Raw genomic sequence first — 20,117 nt, 5'->3', positions numbered from 1 at the left:
CGGAGCGCTCCAGTGGGTGGCGCACGCCACACGCGTCGGAAACGAGCGGTGGCACACTCTGTCCTTGTGCCCCTGACCTTCGACGACCTCGTCCTCCGCGCCCGCGCCCTGTCCCACGGCGGCCGGCGCGCCCTGCTCGGCATCGCGGGCGGCCCCGGCTCGGGCAAGACGACGCTGGCCGAGCGGCTGGTGGCCGCCCTGAACGGCGACGGCCCGCCGTGGGCCGCGCACGTGCCCATGGACGGTTTCCACCTAGCCGACGCCGAGCTGGAGCGGCTGGGCCGCGGGGACCGCAAGGGCGCGCCGGACACGTTCGACGCGGCCGGGTACGCGGCGCTGCTGCGGCGGTTGCGCGAGGAGACCGACGAGGTGGTGTACGCGCCGGGCTTCGAACGGGTGCTGGAGCAGCCGCTCGCGGGCGCGATCCCGGTGCCGCCCGGAGCCCGGCTGGTCGTGACCGAGGGCAACTACCTGCTGCTGACGGAGGGACCCTGGGCGCGGGTGCGGCCCTGCCTGGACGAGGTGTGGTTCTGCGAGATACCCGAGGAGGAGCGCGTCCGCCGGCTGGTCGCCCGGCACGAGGAGTTCGGCAAGGACCACGCGGCGGCCGTGGCCTGGGTACGGGGCCCGGACCAGCGCAACGCCGACCTGGTCGCGTCGACACGACCACGAGCGGACCTGCTGGTGCCGGGGGCCGTGCTGTCCTCGGGGGGCTGACGGGGGCTGCGGGAGCGCCCGCGCGGGCATTCGGGTGGGCATTCGCGGGGGCGTTCGCGGGGCGCACACGGGGGTTGCGGGGGCTCCCCACCGGCCGCCGGGGCGGCCCCAGGCGGGGCGGCCACCGACTGCCGAGGCGGCCCCAGGCGGGGTGACCACCGGCTGCCGAGGCGGCCCCAGGCGGGGTGACCGCCGGCCGCAGGGGCGTTCGCCGAGGGGCCCCCGGCCGCCGGGGTGTTCGCCGGAGGGTGACCGTCGGTCGCAAGGGTGCCCGCGAAGGGCGACCGTCGGCCGTCGGGGCGCCGGTTCGTTCGCCCGCGGTCGCCCGTTACGGCAGCGCGCCGGTCGCGGCAGCCGGCCGATCACGGACGCGCTGCGGCCGGGCGGGCGCGCGGGTGGTGTGGGTGCGCGAGCCGCCGCCGGGGGGGCGGACTCCGCCGGAGGCGAGGTGCGTGCGAGGCCGGCGGGGGCGTTCCGGCCGCCTGTGCCGGCCGTCCCGACCCCCCTGGTCACAACGGTCGGTGAGCTATGTTGAGTGCTCGTGGCAGACAAAGGAGGCCGACCGGTGCCCTCGCCGCAGCAGGCCCGCGCACAGGCATCAGCGATCACCTCGGGCAAGACCGTGCCCGACGCCGAAGCCGCCCCGACCTCCCGGCTCAGGGAACTCTTCGACGGCCCCCGTCTGTCGCCGGGGCAGCGGCGCATCGCGCAGTACCTGATCGAGCACATCACCGAGGCCGCGTTCCTGTCCATCACCGAGCTGGCCGACCGGGTCGGGGTGAGTCAGCCCTCCGTCACCCGGTTCGCCGCCGCCGTCGGTTTCAGCGGCTACCCCGCGCTCAGGGAGCGGCTCCAGGCGATCGCGCTGAGCGGTCTGGCCGGCGGGCCCGGTGAGGAGAACCGGGCCAACGAGCTCCAGGCCGCCGTCGACGCGGAGATCGAGAACCTGGAGAACCTGCGGCGCGACCTCGCCGACCCCGACCGGGTGATCGACGTCGGCCGCGCACTGTCCCGCTCCACCCCGCTGACCGTGCTGGGGCTGCGCATCTCGGTCTCGCTCGCGGAGTACTTCGGCTACGCCGCCCGCCGTATCCACCCGGACGTGCGGCTGGTGACCCGGGGCGGCAGCGTGGCCTACGACGCGCTGTCGCAGGCCCGCGAGGCCGGCGGCAGCTGGGTGCTGGCCTTCGCCATGCCCCGGCACTCGCAGGAGACCCTGAACGCCGTCCGGGTGGCGCGCGGCGCGGGGCTGAAGGTGGCCCTCGTCACCGACCTGGCGCTGGGTCCGCTGGCCGACGAGGCCGACGTCACCTTCGCCACCGGCACCGGTTCCCGGCTGGTGTTCGACTCCTACGCGGCGCCCGGGGTGCTGGCCGCGGCGCTGCTCCAGGCCATGACCGACGCCGACCCGGAGCGCACCCAGGCCCGGCTGGAGAAGTACGAACAGCTCTCGGAGCAGCACCAGTTCTTCCTGCGGGACTGAGGCGTGCCCGCACCGGCGCCGTCGTGGCGGCGGATCCTTCCGGACGGGCCGCCCATCCGTGAAGATCTTGCGGTCACCCACCCCCCTGAACAGGGATCATTCCCCACATATCCCTACTGAATGTTTTCATACTCCTTGAAAAGCGATCGGTATATATAAATACTGCTCGGGCGCGGCCGGGACCGCCTCCGAACCCGTCGACCGCCCTTACGACGCCGCCCACCGGAAGCGATGATCATGCCCTTGACCAGCACGCGCATCAGCCCCGACTGGCCCTGTCAGGTCAAGACGCCGGGCAGCTACGACTGGGAGCGCTCGGCGGCCAAGTGGCTGCGCGAGCTGATCCCCGCGCGGTACGCCAGCTATCCGGCGCTCATCCGGCACCCCGTCCTGCTCGCCCGGCACGCTCAGCTCCAGGTGCAGCAGGAGGTGCGGGTGGCCCGGACCGCCCTCCAGACGGCGCGGGCGGAACTGCCGGTGCTCGGACTGCCCGAATCTGTGATCGAACACACGATCAAGCTGTACGCGGCCGAGGTCCTCCAGTTGCAGCACATCGCGCGCAGCGTCCGCGCGGTCAGCGAGGCCCTGGCCGGCCGCGGCGGCGTCCGTTGACCCCACCGCCCGCCGCCCCCGGTCCCGTATCCCCCGGCCGGCCCCGCCGCCGTGCGCGCCGCCGCCCCGGAACCGGCCGGTCCCTTCCCGCCCGGCCCCTTGTCCGCGCCTGACGCGCCCGTACCGGGGCAGGGGCGCTCGGTACCCGGCAGACGAGTGATCGAGCGGGCCGAGGTGTGCAATGCTCGTCGCGTGACGAGCGAGCCCCTGCCCCCGGTCGACCGGGACACCAGCGCCGAGCTGGCGGCGCTGGCCAAGGTCGTGGCCCGGCAGCGCGCCGAGATGGAACGGCTGCGGGACCTGACGGCGACCTCGGCGGTCCTGGAACGGGCCAAGGGCGTACTGATGGCCGTCACCGGCTGCACCCCGGACTCCGCGCACCAGGAGCTGCTCCAGCGCGCCAAGGACGGCAACCGCACCCTCCTCGAACAGTGCTGGCTCACCCTGGGCGCGCTGCCCCCCAGGGAACACCCCGCCCCCCAGGCGGCACCGCCGCCCGGCGCGCCCTCCGCCGCCGCCTCCTGGGCGAGCGTGCCCGCCGGCCCCCGCGACCTCGGGGACCTGCTGGGACGCCTCGGCCGCGACCTGGTCGGGGTCGGCTCGCCACACGAACTGGCCGACTGCCTGCTCGACCACCTGGCGCACGAGGTGGACGCCGACGCGGTGCTGCTGTACGAGCGGCTGCCCGAGGGCGGACTCGGACTGATCGGGTACGCCGGCGTCGACCCGACCCTCGCCGCCCAGTGGCGCCAGATCCCGCCGGTGACCGGCGTGCCCGCGCTGGAGACCCTCCAGGACGGGGAGCCGCGCTGGCTGGAGTGCCCCGACGAGGACCACGCGCGCTACGTGCTCATCGGGACCCCTCCGGACCGGTGGCCCACCCGGGCCTGGCTGCCGGTGCCGGCCGGTGACGCCGCGCACGTCGCCCTCGGGGTGCTGCGCCGGTCCGGTGAGCGCTTCACACCGCTGGAGCGGGAGCTGCTGCGGGCCGTGGCCCGGCTGTGCGCGGGCCGGCTGTGGGCCTTCGACGCCCCGCACACCGGCACGGCCGGCGGTCTCCCGCAGACCGCGCAGGCGGTGTTCGACGCGCTGCCGGGCGCGGTGATCATGCTGTCCCCGCTGCGTGCCGCCACCGGCGAGGTGGAGGACTACCGCATCGTCGCCGCCACCCCGGAGGCGGTCGACGTGTTCGGCCGGACCGGCCGGGACATGGTCGGCAAGCACGTCCTGGAGAGCTACCCGTCGGTCGCGGGCGAACCGCTGTGGCAGGGCTACCTGAGGGCGCTGGAGACCGGGGAGCCGTTCGAGGGCGAGCCGTTCGCCTACCAGGACGTGATCGGCGAGGTGCCCGTGACCGTCACCTACACGGTGCGGGCGGCCCGGCTGGGCGAGGGCCTGGTCGTCTCCTGGCTGCGCCACGACCCGGTGGAGCGCCAGGAGCAGCGCCTGGCCGACGTGCAGCGGCTCGGCAACCTCGGCTGGGCCAACTGGAACCTGATCACCCAGGAGATCTCCTGGTCCGCGCAGACGTACGCCGTGCTCGGCCGGCACCTCCGGGAGCGGCCGGTCCGGCTGGAGCGGCTGCCCGACCTGGCCCTGCCGGAGGACAAGGGTCCGCTCGCCCACGCGATCGCCGAACTCCTCTCGCACGGGCGCGCCTTCGACGTGCCGTTCCGGACCGAGACGTCCGGGGGTGTCCGGCATCTGCGGATGGTCGCGGAGGCGGTCATGGCCTCCGACGGCACCCCGGTCGAGGTGCACGGGTTCGTCCAGGACCTCACCGCGCAGCGCAGCGCCGAGCTGGCGCTGGTGGAGAGCGAGCGGGCGATGCTGCTCCAGCGCGGCATCCTCCAGGCGGAGCGGGCCCTGGCCGCCCGGTTGCAGCACGCCCTGCTGCCGCTGCCGGACAAGCCCCGGCAGCTGGCCGGGCTGCGCATCGAGGTCGCCTACCTGCCCGCGCAGGCCGGCATCCACGTCGGCGGCGACTGGTTCAGCGCCATCGAACTGCCCGACTGCGACGCGCTGTTCGTGGTCGGCGACGTGGCGGGGCACGGCATCGACGCCGTGGCCACGATGGCCCAGCTCCGGTTCACCGCGAAGGGCATGGTCAGCACCGGTTCCTCGCTGACCGGGGCGCTGGCGCGGCTGAACCAGCTGCTGCTGCACTCCCGGGACGGCCTGATCACCGCCACCATGGTCCTGGCCCGCTACGACCCCGCCCGGCGCGTCCTGGCCTGGGCGCAGGCCGGGCACCCGCCGCCGCTGCTGGTGCGCCGGGGCGAGGCGCGCTTCCTCGACCGTCCCCTCGGCATGCTGCTCGGCGCGACGGGCGCCCCCGTCTACGAGGCGCTGGAGCTGCGGCTGGAACCCGGCGACCGGCTGCTGCTCTACACGGACGGTCTGGTGGAGCGCCCGGGCGAGGGTCTCGACGCGGGCTTCGCCCGGCTGGCCGAGGCGGTGCGCGGCCATGGCGCCGGCGACTCCGGTTCGCTGGACGCCGTGCTCGCGACGATGCTCGCGGACGAGCGCCGGGACGACGTGTGCGTGCTGGACATCCGGATGCCGCCGGAGGACGCGACGGACGCCGGGCGGGAAGCGAACGGTTAGGGCCAGGGCCGGCCCTCCGGGGTGCGCGTGCGGGGGTCGGGCTCAGTCCACGGGGTGGCCCGCCTCGATGTCGACGGCGTCGGAGAGGCGCAGCAGCCGGCCGGGCCGCCCCTCGCCCCACCCGACCGGGGCGAGCACATGACCGACGTGGTCGCCGCCGTCGACGCGGTGCAGGACGGCGCCGACGAACCAGGCCGCCGCGCCGTCCAGCAGGGCGGTGCCGGCGGGCCCCTCCCGCCAGCCGGTCCGCGCGAACTTGTCGGCATCGTCGCCGGTCTCGCCACCGAAGAGTTTCGCGAGGTCCCGCCGGTCCGGGGTGACCAGGTGGACGGCGAGGTACCGCGCGGCCCGGGCGACCCGGTAGGTGCGGTTGGCCTTGGACAGCCAGACCACGAACCGGGGCGGCCGCATGGAGCACTGCGAGGCGAAGCCGACCAGGCAGCCGGCCCGCTCGCCGCCCGCCACGGCGGTGACCACGCACATGTCCGGGTCCAGCCGGTCGAAGAAGCCGTCCGCGTCCACTTCGTCCACCGCGTTCGCCCCGTCCACCGCGACCGCCGTGCCGGCCCGCCGGTCGCCGTCCGCCCTGCCGTCCGCGTTCCACGGGCCGTCCTCGTCCGTCACTCGGTCCCCTCCCGTCCGCCGCCCGCCCCCGGCCGGTGCCTGCCGGTGCGGTGCGCGTGTGTCGTCCAGTTCCGGTGTGCCCTGTCCGCCCGTCGTGAATCGTCCCGGCCGGGCAACCGACACGCTCCGCTGGTGACGAACGCGCAGCAGGGGGTGACGGTCAGGCTGGGCCGGGTGTCCGGCGCGCGAACCGGCTCAGGGACGCGGTGAACGCGGCGACGAAGGCGTCCCGGGCCTCCTCCGGCAGCGCGTCCAGGGAGAGGTAGGGGTTGAGGTCCTCCAGCTCGACCAGCAGCAGACCGCCGTCGGGGGCGCGGCAGGCGTCGACGCGCTGGATGCCGTGGCCGAGGCCGTTCCAGTCGACGAACCGACGGGCGAACTCCAGGTCGGCGGCGGTGGCCGCGTAGGGCCGCAGTTCCCAGCGGTGACGGGGGTCGGGGGCGTACAGGGCGTACTGGAAGTCGTCGTCGACGAAGTAGAAGGACACCTCGTAGGCGAAGTCGACGCGGGGCTGGATGAGGAGGTCGCCGGTGGTGAGCCCGTCGAGCCGGCCGGCGGGGACGACGCGCAGGCCGAGGGAGTCCGCGCCGAGCTTCGGCTTGACCACGTAGCGCGCGGCGGACGGCAGCAGGTGGAGGTCCTCGGCGCGGTCGACGGTCGGTATCACGGGGAAGCCGGCGGCGGTGAGGTCGAGCAGGTACTGCTTGCCGGCCATGTCGGCCTTGCCGGTGAGCGGGTTGTACACGCGGGCCTTGGTGGCGAGCGCGCGGGCGCGGAAGGCGTCGTACTCCCGCCGGTAGCCGAGGACGGGCCCGCTGTTGCGGACGACGACGGCGTCGAAGCCGTCCATCAGGGCCGCCGCGTCGCGCGGGTGGCACAGGGCCAGGTCGAAGTGGGAGCGCAGCCGGGAGGTCAGGCGGATGTCCTCGTCGCAGTAGCGGCGCCCGCCGGCCTGGTACGCCAGGTCGGTGACGTAGAGCAGACGGGGGCGGGCGGCGGACATCGGGCTCCTCCGGGTGGGTGCGCACACGATCCGCGCCGGGACCGTGCCGTCGAATGATCGGGACGGATGGCCGAAACCTATCGCACGCGGGAGCCTCAGCAGCACTCAGTTCCCCCGGAAGGGGACTCACACTGCACTGAGTGTCAGCAAACCGGTCCGGGTGCTACGTTCCCGTCCATGAGCTCCAGCAGCGTGGTGCCGGCCACGAGACCGCCGATCAGGGACGCCCTGGTGACGGCGGCCTTCCGGCTCTTCCTGGAACGCGGGTACGAGCAGACCACCGTGGACGACATCGTGGCCCTGGCCGGGGTCGGCCGGCGCTCGTTCTTCCGGTACTTCCCCTCCAAGGAGGACGTGGTCTTCCCCGACCACGAGGGCTGCCTGGCCGACATGACCGCCTTCCTCGCGGCGGGCGGCCCGGAGCACGAGCCGGTGCGGCGGGTGTGCGACGCGGCCCGGCTGGTGCTGCGGATGTACACCGAGAACCCGGCCTTCTCCGTGCAGCGTTACCGCCTGACCCGCCGGGTGCCGGGGCTGCGCGCCTACGAGCTGTCGGTGGTGTGGCGTTACGAGCGGGCGCTGGCCGAGTACCTGCGCGGACGGTTCGCGGGACGGCCCGACGGGACGCTGCGCGCCGACGTGATCGCGGCGGCCGTGGTAGCCGCGCACAACAACGCGCTGCGCTCCTGGCTGCGGTCGGACGGCGAGGGCGACGCGGGCGCGGCCGTGGACCACGCGCTGGGATACGTGCAACGGACGTACGCGCGGCCGGCGGACGCCCCCGCGGCGCCCGTCTGGACCGGCCCGCCCGGCACCGGCGGGGAGCGGGCCGACGACGTGGTGGTGCTGGTCTGCCGGCGGGACGCCCCGCTGTGGCGGATGGTGCGGGAACTGGAGACGGTGCTCGACCGCCCCTGACCGACCCCCCTATGCGGTGGCGCGAAGTTAGGGGTACGCAGTGCCTTTACGCGTGACACTGAGTGCCATACCCTGTCGGCGTGCACGGTGGCACCGCGACCGGGCACACGTGTGCGCGGCCCGCCCCGCGCACGCCGGATTCCGGCCCAGCGCAGGGAGTTGACCAGCGTGTACCACCACTCAGCAAGCACCTCGCGGCCGGCGGCCGGTTCCGTGACGGGTGTGCTCGAACCCGCCGCGGACTCCCAGGACGCCATCCACTTCCAGCGCTGCACCTGGTGCGGCACCGCGATGTACCACCGGCTGCTCTGTCCGGTGTGCCAGGGCAGCGAGCTGCGCACGGAACGCAGCGAGGGCGTCGGCACGGTCCGGCACTCCACCGTGGTGCACCGCAACACACCCGCGGCGCGCAATGTGTCGCTGATAGAGCTGGCCGAGGGGTTCGTCGTCCGCGGCCGGGTCATGGGCCCGCCGATCGGGATCCACAGCGGCGACCGGGTGCAGCTGTCCACCGCCAAGGACCCGGTGCGCGGGGAACCGGTCTTCCAGCTCCTGGAGGAGCCGTACCGGGCCTGGAGCTGACCACCGCCCCCGGACACCGGACCGGTCGCGCCTACGGGCACCACGCCGCCGAACGGGGCGTCCGCCGGCCGCCGTTGGTCCGGCCACCCGGCCGGGCGGTGTCCGCGCGGTGATCCACCACTTCCTCCGCACGGGCAACCCACAGCCCGCGCTCCCCGTCCTTCGGGAGCGAGGGACGCCCGGGACGCCCGGTCGTCCGAGGCGGAGTCCGAGGCGGAACAGTGGTCCGTGCCCGGCCCATACGGGTGGCCGCCGCCGCGGCGGCTTCCTGCCGGACGGCGGGGTGTCGGTGACCGGCGGCACGCTCCGCGCCGCCGTGGACCCCGACCCGGCCAGGACCTGCCTGGGCCGGAACGCCATGGGCTCCTCGCCGCACTTCGCGCGCTGGGAGACCGACCGCGAGTCCGGCCGGCACGCCGTCGCGCTGCGCCGGACCCGCGCCGGCACCCCGGCCCGGGGTCGGTGCCGGACGCGCCGTGAGCCACCGCGTCCGGGTGGCCCTCACTCCCCGAGGGTCACCCGGATGCCGACCGTGCCGTCCGGGCCGCGCCGGAGCCGGCTGCCCAGCAGGGTGAGGCGGCCGAGCAGGCCGTACTTGCGGGCGATCAGCCGGCGGTAGCGGGCGGTGGTGGCCCGGTCGACGATCTCGGCGGTGCCGGGCCGCTGGTCGCCGGTGGGGTTGCCGCGCACGTCACAGGGGCCGACGAGGACGTCGGGGCGGCGCCGGATCCGCTTGACCTTCCAGCTGTCGGCGACGGTCCACACGCCGAGGGCGGCGCCGTCGCGGACCACCCACACCGGGGTGGCGACCGGGGTGCCGTTCTTGCGGTAGCTGGTCACCAGCAGGTACTTGCCGGAGCCGAGCCGGTCGAGCCGCGTGTCGTCCATGTCCGCAAGTCTAGGAGGCGGCCGGCGGGCCGGGGAGGGGCGGCACCGGGGGGTGGAACCGGAAATCGCCAGGTGGGCCGCACGGATCAACTCGGGCGTCTAGATTGCGTCGTGCACGGTGTCCTTCCCGTCGGACACCCCGCCGGACATCCCGTCAGGCACCCCCCAGGCACCCACAGGCACCCACAGGCACCAGGAGCTGACCCCCGTGACCGACAACCCGGCAGCCACCAACGACGTGGCCGTGTCGCTGCGCGCCCGCATCGACACCGGCCGGCCGCACACCGCCCGGATCTGGAACTACTGGCTCGGCGGCAAGGACAACTACGAGGTCGACCGCGCGGCCGGCGACCGGATCCGCCAACTGCACCCGGGCATCGGGGAGTACGCCCGCGCCGACCGGCTCTTCCTCGGCCGCGCGGTGCGCCACCTGGTCGAGGAGGCGGGCATCCGGCAGTTCCTGGACATCGGCACCGGTCTGCCCACGGCCGACAACACGCACGAGGTGGCGCAGCGGATCGCGCCGGAGTCCCGGATCGTGTACGTCGACAACGACCCGCTCGTCCTGGCACACGCGCGCGCCCTGCTGACCAGCACGCCCGAGGGCCGTACCGACTACCTGGACGAGGATCTGCGCAACGTCGACGCCATCCTGGAACACGCCGCGCGGACACTGGACTTCAGCGAGCCGGTGGCCCTGATACTGCTCGGCGTGGTCATCTTCGTCGGCGACGACGAGGACCCGTACGGCCTGGTGCGGCAGTTGACGGACCGGCTGCCGTCCGGCAGCCACCTGGTGCTGTCGCACACCGTCACCAGCCCGACGATGCCGGACGTGGACGAGGCGGTGAAGTTCTGGAACGAGCACGGCACGCCGAGGCTGACGCAGCGCACGCCCGCGGACGTGGTCCGGTTCTTCGACGGTCTGGAGCTGCTGGAACCGGGTGTGGTGTCCTGCTCGCGCTGGCGGCCGGAACACGACCACGGGGCCGAGCCGGAGGAGGTCGCCATGTTCGGCGGGGTGGCCCGCAAGGGCTGAGCCGGGCCGCGGCTGAACACCGCCGTCCCGGGCGCCGTATGGAGGGACGGGCCCCCCGGTGATCCGGTGCCCCGCGGTGCCGATCGGGGTGTCGCGCGTTCGGGTTCGGCTTCGGGAGCCAGGCATGCGGCACGCACGACGACGGGTCGTCCGGCGAGTGACACGGCTGGCGGCGATCGGCGGACTCCTCCTGGGAGGCGCCATGGTCACCCAGGCGGCCATGGCGAGCGGTACCCCGCCGGTCTCCGCCGCGGCGCCCGGTTCCGCCGGTGGCACCGGGAGCACCGGCGCCGCGCTGGTGGCGCGGCTCGGCACCGCCCGTACGGCGGGCGACTGGATCGGCGCGGACGGGCGTGCGGTGGTGGCGGTCACCGACGGCGCGGCGGCGCGGGAGGTGCGGCGGGCCGGTGCCGAGGCGAGGCCCGTCGCGCACAGCATGAACGAGCTGCGGTCGGCGACGGCGGCGCTGCGTGCGGCGCCGCGGGTGCCCGGCACGGCGTGGGCGGTGGACTACCGGGCCAACCGGGTCGTGGTGCGGGCGGACCGCACGCTGTCCGCCGGTGACTGGTCCCGGCTGACCGGGGTCGCCGAGCGGAGCGGCGGTGTCGTGCGCATGGAGCGGATGAGGGGCACGTTCACCACCCGGCTGAACGGCGCCCTGTCGATCGGGTCGGCCGGCGGGCGCTGCTCGGCGGGGTTCAACGTCACCGACGGGCGCTCCGACTTCATCCTCACGGCCGGCCACTGCGGGCCCGCCGGGTCGGTCTGGTTCGCGGATGGGCAGGGCGGGCGGCGGCTCGGCACCACGGTCGACAGCGCCTTCCCCGGCGACGACTTCTCGCTCGTGCGGTACGCCGGCGGCACGGCGGGGGCGGGCGCCGACATCGTGGCGGTGGGCGGCGGCAAGGGGGTGCGGATCAACGGGGCCGCCGATCCGGCGGTCGGGCAGCGGGTGTTCCGCAGCGGCAGCACCAGCGGGCTGCACGAAGGCCGGGTCACCGCGCTGGACGCGACCGTCAACTACCCGGAGGGGACGGTCACCGGGCTCGTCGAGACCACGGTGTGCGCGGAGCCGGGCGACAGCGGCGGTCCCCTGTTCTCCGAGGGCGTAGCGCTCGGTGTGACCTCGGGCGGCAGTGGCGACTGCGCGACCGGCGGCACGACGTTCTTCGAGCCGGTGACCAGGGCGCTGTCGGCGCTCGGTGTGCGACTGGCCGCCCCGGCGCGGAACGCGGGCGACCCCGGGGGCGGTTCCTCCTCCCCCGCGCCGTCGGCCGGGGCCTCCGGCGCGAGTGCGCCCGGCGCGGCCTCCCCGGGCTCCTCGGCACCGGTCACGGGGGCGCGGGGTGGCACTTTGCTCGCGCGGCTGACGGACACCCGCACGGTGGGGCCCGGCCTGCTGGTCGTCGCGGGCAGTCTGCTCGCGCTGGTCGCGACCCGGTACATCCGGGCCGAGCGGGACCGCACGGCGTACCGGCGGCACTACTCGGCGACCTGGGGCTGAGGGGGAGACGCCCGGGGTCCGACGAGAAGGGCACCCGTGCGCTCACGGGTGCCCTCGGTGGTACGGCGCGGTGCGCGCGGGGTCGCTCAGGCCGCCCGGTGCGACCGCGGGGCCGCGGCGGCCCACTCCATCACGAGGCGCTGGTACTCCGCGCGCTGCTCGGTGGTCAGTGTCCCGCCCGACCGGCGCCACAGGGCCCGGATCTCCTCGTTGACCTCCGCGGCCGATCGCTCGGAGGCGGTTTCAACAGTGGTGGACATGGTGTGAAGCATATGCCGCCGGAGGTGAAGGCGCTGTGATTAAGTATTCGCAATACGGGCATTTCGGACCGTGTTACTCATCACGTCAATGTGTCAACCGGAAGCGGGTGTTCAGTGCCCGTTCGGCCGGTGACCCAGGACTCGGGGACACCCCGAGTCCTGGCGGGGCCCCGCCACGGCTCAGGTGCCGGGCTTGCGGCCGTACACGAAGACGTCGTCGCCGTTCCTCAGCAGCGACCAGTACTTCTTGGCGTCCTTCGTGGTCATGTTGACGCAGCCGTGCGAACCCGGCGGGTTCCACATGCTCAGGCCCACCGAGTGGAAGGCCTGGCCGCCGTCGAAGAACTGGCTGTAGGGCATCGACACGTCGTAGAGGTTCGAGACGTGGTCGATGTCCCGCCAGTAGACCTTCTTCAGGCCGGTGCGGGTCTCGAAGCCGTCGCGTCCGGTGCGCACCGGCACGGGGCCGTAGACCAGCCGGCTGCCGTCCTGGATCCAGCTGAGCTGGAGCGAGAGGTTCACACAGGCGATCCGGCCCTTGTTCACCGGGCACTTGCCGTCCTTGTTCGGCTTGCTGCCGACGGCCTTCTGCTTGTTCATCAGGTCCATCACGCCCCACGTCACGGAACCGGCGTAGCCGATGTCGGGCGTGATGCCGTGCTTGGTCTGGAACGCCTGGATCGCCTTGCAGTCGGCGGCGGACTGCCTGCCGTCGACCGGCCGGCCCAGGAACTTCTCCACCTGCTTCTGGTGCGGTCCCGTCGTCGTGGTGCAGCTCGCGGCCTGAGCCGGTGTCGCGGTGAAGGCGAGCGCGAGCGGCGCCACCAGTCCCGTGACACCCAGCGTGACCGCGCCTCGTCTGCGTATGCCCCCCATGGTGGCCTCTTCCTGTTGTCCGATTCCGGTCGTTCGCCCGGGCCTTCGCGCCCGGGGTCCTCCCAGCGCGGTTCCCGCGGTCTCGGACTGGTAGACCTGGCCGGCGAGGGCATGGTTGTGGTTCCGGTCAGGCTGTGACGAAACGGTGAAGTTCAGACCGTACCGCACTCCCTCAGCAGCTCCACCGCCCGGGTCAGGGTGCCGGCCGTCGCCGTGAACGGCAGGCGCAGGTGGCGGCCGAGGGTGGCGCGGTCGGTGGCGAAGTGCGGGCCCGGGGTGACCGCGAGACCGCGGGCGGCGGCCCGGGCCGCGAACTCCGTGGCGCTCGGGTCACCGTCGCCCAGGCGCAGCCACAGGGAGAGCCCGCCCGCCGGGACGGTGTACGTCCAGCCGGTGCCGGCGAGCAGCGCGGCGAGGTGGTCGCGCTGCTCGCGCAGCCGGGCCCGGCGGTCGGCGAGCAGCGCCGGAAAGGGCGCGCCGAGGAGTTCGGCGGCGATGAGCTGTTCCAGCGGCGGCGGCGCGAGCCGGGCCTGGAGCGGGCTGAGCAGCAGGTGTCGTACGAGGTCCGCGGTGCCCCGGATCCAGCCGACCCGCAGGCCGCTCCACAGGGTCTTGCTCGCGGAGCCGATCTGGATCACGCGTGCCCCGGCGAGGTGCGGCTCGGCACCGGGCGGTGTTCTCAGGTCCAGCTCGCGCAGGGTCTCGTCGGCGAGGACGGTCAGGTCGTGGCGGTCGGCGAGGGCGGCCACGGTCCGGCGGGCGGCGCCGTCCATGGCGGCACCGGTCGGATGGTGGAAGTCGGGGACCAGGTAGGCGAGTCGGGGATGGTGCCGGCGCACGGCGGCGGTGAGGTGCGCGGTGTCCCAGCCGTCCGCGGCCGAGACGGGTACCGGCAGCAGGCGGGTCCGGCGGGCGCGCAGCAGGGCGAGGGCGCCGGGGTAGGCGGGGTTCTCCACCAGCACGGGTGCCGTGCGGTCGGTGTGCAGGTGGTCCAGGAGCAGGGTGAGGGCGGCCCGGGCGCCGGCGGTGACGAGGATCTGCTCGGGACGGGTGGCGAGACCGGCCCGGGTGTACCGGTCGGCGAGCAGCGCGCGCAGCCGGGGCAGACCGGCGGTGGCGGCACCGGAGTCCACGAGCAGCGGCGCGCTGAGTTCGACGGCGCGGGCGAGGGCGGCGCGATAGGCGTCGTGGGGCGCGGCGGTCACCGCGAGGGTGAGGTCCAGCGGGGCACCGGGGGCGCCACCCCGGTCCAGCGACCAGGGGGTGGTGCGCTCGGTGAGGCGGGCGGGCAGCCGTACGGCGCTGCCGCTGCCGTGCCGGGTGCTCAGCCAGCCGTCGGCGCGCAGCAGGCTGAGCGCGGCGACCACCGTGCCGCGGCTGAGGCGCAGGGTGCGGGCCAGTTCGCGTTCCGGGGGCAGCCGGGTGCCGGCCGGGAGCCGGCCGTCCACCACGGCCTCCCGCACCGCGGCGGCCAGGGCGCGGCCGAGGGGCCCGGGGCGGCTGCGCCAGTCCCCGAGCGCGGCGACGAATCCACTCTCCACCCGACCAGTTTCACCGGTCCACTCGCCGCCGAGTGGACCGGACCGGCGCCGGCCGTCACCGCCCGCCCGTCGGGACCCGGGACCACGCCCCCGCCCGGCTCCCCGAGCAGCCCCGGGCCCGCCCGTGACGGCGCCGCCCGGGAGGCGCCAGACCCAACGGCCACCACCGTGCCCGGCCCCGGCCCCGCCACCCGCCGGGCAGCCCGCGACGGGGCGCACCGGCCGCCGGCTTCGCCCGACCGGTTCCACCGGTCCACTCGCCGCCGAGTGGACCAGGCCCGACGGCTGTCGGCGACCGCGCCACGGCACCCGGACCAGGCCCTCACCCGGTTCTCGCGGAGACGTCGGTCGATCGAGTGCCGGGGCGGGCCCCGCCGGGGATCGCGGGTCCTGCCGGGCGGTCGCCGCGTCCGGGGCGGCGTACGTGACGCCGACGGGGTGCGGCGGGGTGTCCGGGTCGCGCCCCGCGGCCACCGCCGGCGCCGGACGGGTGCCGCGGGCATCGGCGGTGGCCTCGGGGCGACGGTCAGGAGGGGCCCCGCAGGGCCGCGCGGAAGCCGGTGTTGACGGTGGTGAGACCGCCGTCGACCACCAGGGCGGTCCCGGTGATCCAGGCGGCGTCGCGCGAGGCGAGGAAGGCGACCGCGGCGGCGATGTCCTCCGGTTCGCCGACACGGCCGAGCGGGTACACGGCGCGCACGGCGTCGAGGTCGTCCTCCCGCCCCTCCCACGCCGAGGTGCGGACCGTGCCCGGCACCACCAGGTTGACGCGGACGCCCCGGGCCGCCGCGTGTCCGGCGAGGGTCCGGGTGAGGGAGCCGAGGCCGGCCTTGGCGGCGCTGTAGGCGTGGTTGCCGTAGTCCTGGAGCCCGTTGACCGAGCCGATGCCGACGATCGCCCCGCGTCCGGAGGCGGCGAGGTGCGGCAGGGCGGCCCGGTAGCAGCGGTGGGCGCCGGTGAGGGTGACGTCCAGGTCGCGTGCCCACGCCTCGTCGGGGTCGTCCTCGAAGAGCGGGACGTCCGGGGTGCAGTGGGCGGCGCAGTTCACCAGCACGTCCAGCGCGCCGAACGCGGCGACGGCCCGGGCGACCGCCGCCTCGACGGCGGCGCGGTCGGCCACGTCGCAGGCGAACGCCTCGGCGGCCAGGCCGTCCAGGCGCAGGGCGGCCGCGGTCCGCTCGGCCTCGGGCAGGTCCCGGTCGGTGACCAGGACCCGGCCGCCCTCCTCGGCGAGCCGCCGGGCGACGGCGGCGCCGATACCGCGGGCGGCGCCGGTGACGAGAACTGCGTGTCCTGCGAAGCGGTGTGCGTCGGTCATGGGCCGACGGTACGGCTCCGCGGGCGCCCTTTCACCGGTCCCGCACGGGATTTCACCGGTAGCCGGTGACGTCCGCCGGCCGGCCCGCGTCCTGCACCTCGGTCAGGTACCGCCAGGCGTCCGGCCGGCTGCCGTCGAGGTCGGTGAAGCCGTACTCGCGGGCGAGGCCGCCGCTGGAGAGCGATAGTCCGTTGAACCGGGCCACGTCCGGGTCGGCGGCCAGGGCGGCGACGGCGCGGCCGGTGAAGCGCGGGGACTCGGAGATGGCGAAGTGCGGGACCTCCGCCAGCGCGTCGCGCCAGTTGTCCTCGCGGACGCCGAACGCGTCGAGCATGATCTCCGAGCGCATCCAGCCGGGGGTCAGTGCCACGGCCGTGGCACCGCGCGGCCCGAGTTCATGGCCGAGGGCGAAGGCCATGCGCAGGACGGACATCTTGGCGAGGTCGTAGAAGAGGTTCACGCGGTAGGTGTCGCGGTTGTAGTCGGCGGTGCCGTCGGTGACTTCCACGACCAGGCCGCCGGGGTGCCGCAGCAGGAGCGGCAGGGCGTGGTGGCTGGTGACGGCGTGGGTCTCCACCGCGAGGCGGAGCAGCCGGAGCCCGTTGTCCAGGTCGTGCTCCCAGACGGGGGTGTCCCACTGGAACAGCTTCTCCCCGCCCCAGATGTCGTTGACGAGGACGTCGAGGCGGCCCTGCTCGTCCGCGATCCGCCGCACCAGGTCCCGTACGGCACCGTGGTCCAGGTGGTCGACCGGCACGGCGATGCCCCGGCCGCCGGCCGCGGTGACGAGGTCGGCGGTGTCCTCGATGGTCTCGGGGCGGTCGTACTCGGAGCGGCGGGCGCGGGTGGTGCGGCCGGTGACGTAGACGGTGGCGCCGGCCGCGCCGAGTTCCACGGCGATGCCCCGCCCGGCGCCCCGGGTCGCCCCGGCGACCAGCGCCACCTTGCCTGCCGACGGTCCTGCCATGTCCTGCCTCCGGTGTGGTGCGACGTGCCGTGACGGTGCGACGCGCCGCGTGGTGCGACGTGTCGAGGTGCACCACTGTCGCCGGGAAGCAGGACATCTCCTGTCGGTATTCCGCGCCGGCACGGTGTGCCGGCGCTCACCTTTCAGTAGCCGCGGGCGATCCACTCCTCCAGATGGGGTGCCTCGGCGCCGATGGTCGTGGCGTCCCCGTGGCCGGTGAGGACCTTGGTGTCCGGCGGCAGGGTGAGGAGGCGGTCGCGGATGGAGTCGATGATCGTCGGGAAGTGCGAGTAGGAGCGTCCGGTGGCGCCCGGCCCGCCCTGGAAGAGGGTGTCGCCGGTGAACACCGTGCCGAGCCCGGGGTCGTACAGGCAGACGGCGCCCGGGGCGTGCCCGGGGGTGTGCAGGACGGTGAGGTCGGTGCCGGCCGCCTCGATGACCTGGCCGTCCACGAGGTGCCGGTCGGGGTCGCGGTGGGGGTGGGTCTGCTTCCACAGCGGCAGGTCGTCGGGGTGCAGCCAGATGGGGGCGCCGGTCAGGTCGGCGAGGGCCGGTGCGGCGTTGACGTGGTCGTTGTGGGCGTGCGTGCAGACGATGGCGGTGAGCCGCCGGCCCTCGACGGCGCGGGCGATGGCCTCGGCGTCGTGGGCGGCGTCGATGACGATCACCTCCCGCTCGTCGCCGACGATCCACACGTTGTTCTCCACGTCCCAGGTGCCGCCGTCCAGGGTGAACCGGCCGGAGGTGACGAGGCGTTCGATGCGGACGGTCATCAGAACACCACCACCGAGCGCAGCACGTCGCCCTGGTGCATCCGGTCGAACGCCTTCTCCACCTCGTCCAGTCGGATGGTCTCGGTGACGAACGCGTCGAGCGGCAGGCGGCCCTGGAGGTGCAGGTCGATCAGCATGGGGAAGTCACGGCTGGGCAGGCAGTCGCCGTACCAGGAGGACTTCAGGGCGCCGCCGCGGCCGAAGACGTCGAGCAGGGGCAGTTCGAGCTTCATCTCGGGGGTGGGGACGCCGACGAGGACGACGGTGCCGGCGAGGTCGCGGGCGTAGAAGGCCTGGCGGTAGGTCTCGGGGCGGCCGACGGCCTCGATGACGACGTCGGCGCCGAAGCCGCCGGTCAGCTCGCGGATCGCCTCGACCGGGTCGGTGTCCTTGGAGTTGACGGTGTGGGTGGCGCCCAGGGTGCGGGCCTTCTCCAGCTTGCGGTCGTCGATGTCCACCGCGATGACCTTCGCCGCACCGGCGAGGTTCGACCCGGCGATGGCCGCGTCGCCGACGCCGCCGCAGCCGATGACGGCGACCGAGTCGCCCCGGCCGACGTTGCCGGTGTTGATCGCGGCTCCGATGCCGGCCATCACGCCGCAGCCGAGGAGGCCGGCGACCGCCGGGGAGACGGCCGGGTCGACCTTGGTGCACTGGCCGGCCGCAACCAGCGTCTTCTCGGCGAACGCGCCGATGCCGAGGGCCGGGGAGAGTTCCCGGCCGGTGGCGGCGAGCGTCATCTTCTGCCGGGCGTTGTGGGTGTTGAAGCAGTACCAGGGTCGGCCGCGCAGACAGGCCCGGCACTGGCCGCACACCGCGCGCCAGTTGAGGACGACGAAGTCACCGGGGGCGACGTCGGTGACGCCCTCGCCGACCGACTCCACGACACCGGCGGCCTCGTGGCCGAGCAGGAAGGGGAAGTCGTCGGAGATGCCGCCCTGCTTGTAGTGGAGATCGGTGTGGCAGACCCCGCAGGCCTGGACGCGTACGACGGCTTCGCCGGGGCCCGGGTCCGGCACCACGATCGTCTCGACCCGTACGGCCTCGTTCCTGCCCGGTGCGATCACGCCGCGTACTTCCTGCGCCATGGTCTGGTCCTTTCTTCGACTACCTTCGCCGCCGACCCTACGCGCGTCCGATCGGTGGCCGCACCGGCCACGGCGGTGGCCGCGGATCTTTCCGGCACCGCTCCGGCGGCCTCCCGCGCGGTCCCCGCGCGGAGCGGGCCGCCCGGCGGCCGGGTCCGGCACAGCGGTGAGGGCCGCCCCGGCACGGGGCGGCCCTCGGGTCCGGGCGCGGGTCAGGTCTGGACGGCGGGCAGCAGGCCCGTCACGGGCGCCACCGGGGCGGCCACCTGCCACAGTTCGCCCAGCCGGTTCAGCTCGTTCAGCCGGTTCAGGGCGTGCGTCTGCTCGGAGACGCGCGGGACGCTCTTCCGGTACGGCGCAGGGATGTCGCCGGCGGTGAGCGAGTCCAGTGCGGCCATGGGGCTGATCTGCCCGGTGTCCGGGGCGCCGGCCGCGCTCGCCGTCGGCACGGCGAGACCGGTGATGCCGGCGGCGAGGCCGAGGGCGGCGACGATGCGTCGTGTTGAGATCATGCCCTCAGCAACGGCCGGGGTCCCCGGCCGGACACGGGCGGCGGGGCGGGCTCACCCGTGAGGCGGAGCCGGCGGCTGCGCTTGCCGGGGCCGCCGGGGCGGAGGAGCCTCGTCAGAGGGACCCGACGGCCCGCTCCCGGACGGGCCGCGGGTGCCTGAAGGAGGTCACCATGGGTACCGCGACGGGGTCCGCATTCGACACCGAGACACTGCGCCGGGGCATCGAGGGGAACACCGGCAACAACCTGCTGTCGCTCTACACGGACGACGCGCAGATCCGCATCGTCGACCGCAACAACCAGCCGAGTCACCCCACGGTCCTGCGCGGCCGGATCCAGATCGCCGAGTTGCTGGACGACGTCTACAGCCGCGACATGACGCACAAGCTGGAGCAGTGCGTCATCCAGGGCGACCACGCCGCCTTCAGCGAGGCGTGCGAGTACGGGGACGGCACCCGGGTCCTGGCCGAGTCGATGGTCACCCTGCGGGACGGCAAGATCGCCGATCAGCTGATCATCCAGGCCTGGGACGAGTAGGACCCGGCCCGGTAGGGCAGGCGCCCGGCAGACGGATCGCGCGTCTTCCGATCACCTCCCGGTTGACCTGGTCCTTCTCCGCACGGGCCGGGCTGGTGCGGGCACGTCCGCGGCGGCCGGGGCCGGTGTCGGCAGCCCGGCGGGCGCCGGCTGCCGGACTGCTGCGCGTGATGCTGCGGGCGGCCCGCCCGCGCCCGCCGCGACTGCCCGCGGCCTTGCCGGGGGCAGTCGCGGACGCGGCGGGGGCGGGCCCCGGGGGGGCGGGGGGC

At 74.7% G+C, this 20,117-nt stretch carries 20 protein-coding genes and 1 pseudogene; 10 read left to right on the top strand and 11 right to left on the bottom strand.

All coding sequences use genetic code 11. The features are described from left to right. The first annotated feature begins 66 nt into the window (after positions 1-66). The 4 genes from IF37_RS0129675 (at position 67) to IF37_RS0129660 (ending at position 5,419) form a co-directional block, all read left to right on the top strand. Complete coding sequence (locus IF37_RS0129675) at positions 67-717, top strand: nucleoside/nucleotide kinase family protein (RefSeq protein ID WP_030749256.1); 651 nt, start codon at positions 67-69, stop codon at positions 715-717. 565 nt (positions 718-1,282) lie between these two features. Then, positions 1,283-2,200, top strand: a complete 918-nt coding sequence (locus IF37_RS0129670) for a MurR/RpiR family transcriptional regulator (RefSeq protein WP_030749254.1) — start codon at positions 1,283-1,285, stop codon at positions 2,198-2,200. A gap of 231 nt (positions 2,201-2,431) precedes the next feature. Beyond that, a complete protein-coding gene (locus IF37_RS0129665; RefSeq protein ID WP_030749252.1) occupies positions 2,432-2,812 on the top strand; it encodes a hypothetical protein in 381 nt (126 codons plus the stop codon). Between the two features lie 282 nt (positions 2,813-3,094). Further along, positions 3,095-5,419: a SpoIIE family protein phosphatase gene (locus tag IF37_RS0129660; RefSeq protein ID WP_253915887.1), complete on the top strand. Its 2,325-nt coding sequence runs from the start codon at positions 3,095-3,097 to the stop codon at positions 5,417-5,419. A 42-nt stretch (positions 5,420-5,461) separates the two neighbouring features. Here IF37_RS0129660 and IF37_RS0129655 read toward each other — a convergent pair whose 3' ends face one another. Together IF37_RS0129655 and IF37_RS0129650 are read right to left on the bottom strand one after the other, a co-directional pair. Continuing rightward, a complete protein-coding gene (locus IF37_RS0129655) occupies positions 5,462-5,902 on the bottom strand; it encodes a flavin reductase family protein (protein ID WP_079165939.1) in 441 nt (146 codons plus the stop codon). A gap of 301 nt (positions 5,903-6,203) precedes the next feature. Then, on the bottom strand, positions 6,204-7,046 hold the full coding sequence (locus IF37_RS0129650; protein WP_030749243.1) for a hypothetical protein: 843 nt from the start codon (positions 7,044-7,046) through the stop codon (positions 6,204-6,206). Between the two features lie 177 nt (positions 7,047-7,223). Between IF37_RS0129650 and IF37_RS0129645 the strand changes: the two genes are divergently transcribed. The 3 genes and pseudogenes from IF37_RS0129645 to IF37_RS46055 all read left to right on the top strand — a co-directional run. Continuing rightward, positions 7,224-7,964 (top strand): TetR family transcriptional regulator, encoded by a 741-nt coding sequence (locus IF37_RS0129645; protein WP_030749240.1) that lies wholly within the window; start codon positions 7,224-7,226, stop codon positions 7,962-7,964. Between the two features lie 168 nt (positions 7,965-8,132). Continuing rightward, positions 8,133-8,546, top strand: coding sequence for a Zn-ribbon domain-containing OB-fold protein (locus tag IF37_RS0129640; protein WP_030749227.1), 414 nt, complete (start codon positions 8,133-8,135; stop codon positions 8,544-8,546). Positions 8,547-8,790: 244 nt separating this feature from the next. Continuing rightward, positions 8,791-9,003, top strand: a pseudogene (locus IF37_RS46055) (hypothetical protein); the annotation flags it as partial. Positions 9,004-9,047: 44 nt separating this feature from the next. Here IF37_RS46055 and IF37_RS0129635 read toward each other — a convergent pair. Beyond that, a complete protein-coding gene (locus IF37_RS0129635) occupies positions 9,048-9,434 on the bottom strand; it encodes a PPOX class F420-dependent oxidoreductase (protein WP_030749225.1) in 387 nt (128 codons plus the stop codon). A gap of 208 nt (positions 9,435-9,642) precedes the next feature. Here IF37_RS0129635 and IF37_RS0129630 point away from each other — a divergent pair, with 208 nt between their 5' ends. Beyond that, entirely contained in the window at positions 9,643-10,473 is an 831-nt protein-coding gene (locus tag IF37_RS0129630) for an SAM-dependent methyltransferase (protein WP_030749217.1), read from the top strand. Positions 10,474-10,597: 124 nt separating this feature from the next. Then, a complete protein-coding gene (locus tag IF37_RS0129625) occupies positions 10,598-11,977 on the top strand; it encodes a S1 family peptidase (RefSeq protein WP_030749214.1) in 1,380 nt (459 codons plus the stop codon). An 86-nt stretch (positions 11,978-12,063) separates the two neighbouring features. Here IF37_RS0129625 and IF37_RS0129620 read toward each other — a convergent pair whose 3' ends face one another. The 8 genes from IF37_RS0129620 to IF37_RS0129585 all read right to left on the bottom strand — a co-directional run bounded on the left by IF37_RS0129620 (position 12,064) and on the right by IF37_RS0129585 (position 19,312). After that, positions 12,064-12,249 (bottom strand): hypothetical protein, encoded by a 186-nt coding sequence (locus IF37_RS0129620; RefSeq protein ID WP_030749212.1) that lies wholly within the window; start codon positions 12,247-12,249, stop codon positions 12,064-12,066. A 168-nt stretch (positions 12,250-12,417) separates the two neighbouring features. Next, positions 12,418-13,113 carry a L,D-transpeptidase gene (locus IF37_RS0129615; protein ID WP_030749209.1) on the bottom strand — a complete coding sequence of 232 codons (696 nt, stop codon included), beginning with the start codon at positions 13,111-13,113 and terminating at the stop codon, positions 12,418-12,420. A gap of 152 nt (positions 13,114-13,265) precedes the next feature. Beyond that, positions 13,266-14,654, bottom strand: coding sequence for a PLP-dependent aminotransferase family protein (locus IF37_RS0129610; RefSeq protein ID WP_052845439.1), 1,389 nt, complete (start codon positions 14,652-14,654; stop codon positions 13,266-13,268). A 526-nt stretch (positions 14,655-15,180) separates the two neighbouring features. Then, on the bottom strand, positions 15,181-15,972 hold the full coding sequence (locus IF37_RS0129605; protein ID WP_030749203.1) for an SDR family NAD(P)-dependent oxidoreductase: 792 nt from the start codon (positions 15,970-15,972) through the stop codon (positions 15,181-15,183). A gap of 52 nt (positions 15,973-16,024) precedes the next feature. Then, entirely contained in the window at positions 16,025-16,939 is a 915-nt protein-coding gene (locus tag IF37_RS0129600) for an SDR family oxidoreductase (RefSeq protein WP_030749200.1), read from the bottom strand. 143 nt (positions 16,940-17,082) lie between these two features. Continuing rightward, positions 17,083-17,712 carry an MBL fold metallo-hydrolase gene (locus IF37_RS0129595; protein ID WP_030749198.1) on the bottom strand — a complete coding sequence of 210 codons (630 nt, stop codon included), beginning with the start codon at positions 17,710-17,712 and terminating at the stop codon, positions 17,083-17,085. Continuing rightward, a complete protein-coding gene (locus IF37_RS0129590; RefSeq protein ID WP_030749195.1) occupies positions 17,712-18,800 on the bottom strand; it encodes an S-(hydroxymethyl)mycothiol dehydrogenase in 1,089 nt (362 codons plus the stop codon). Before IF37_RS0129590 ends, IF37_RS0129595 begins: the two co-directional genes overlap by 1 nt. Before the next feature lie 212 nt (positions 18,801-19,012). Then, on the bottom strand, positions 19,013-19,312 hold the full coding sequence (locus IF37_RS0129585) for a hypothetical protein (RefSeq protein WP_030749192.1): 300 nt from the start codon (positions 19,310-19,312) through the stop codon (positions 19,013-19,015). A gap of 170 nt (positions 19,313-19,482) precedes the next feature. Between IF37_RS0129585 and IF37_RS0129580 the strand changes: the two genes are divergently transcribed. Next, positions 19,483-19,848, top strand: a complete 366-nt coding sequence (locus tag IF37_RS0129580) for a nuclear transport factor 2 family protein (RefSeq protein ID WP_030749189.1) — start codon at positions 19,483-19,485, stop codon at positions 19,846-19,848. The last annotated feature ends 269 nt before the right edge of the window (positions 19,849-20,117 follow it).

The organism is Streptomyces sp. NRRL S-31 (genome assembly GCF_000718775.1).
Classification (GTDB): Bacteria; Actinomycetota; Actinomycetes; order Streptomycetales; family Streptomycetaceae; genus Streptomyces.
This window is presented reverse-complemented; position numbering and strand designations above follow the sequence as displayed.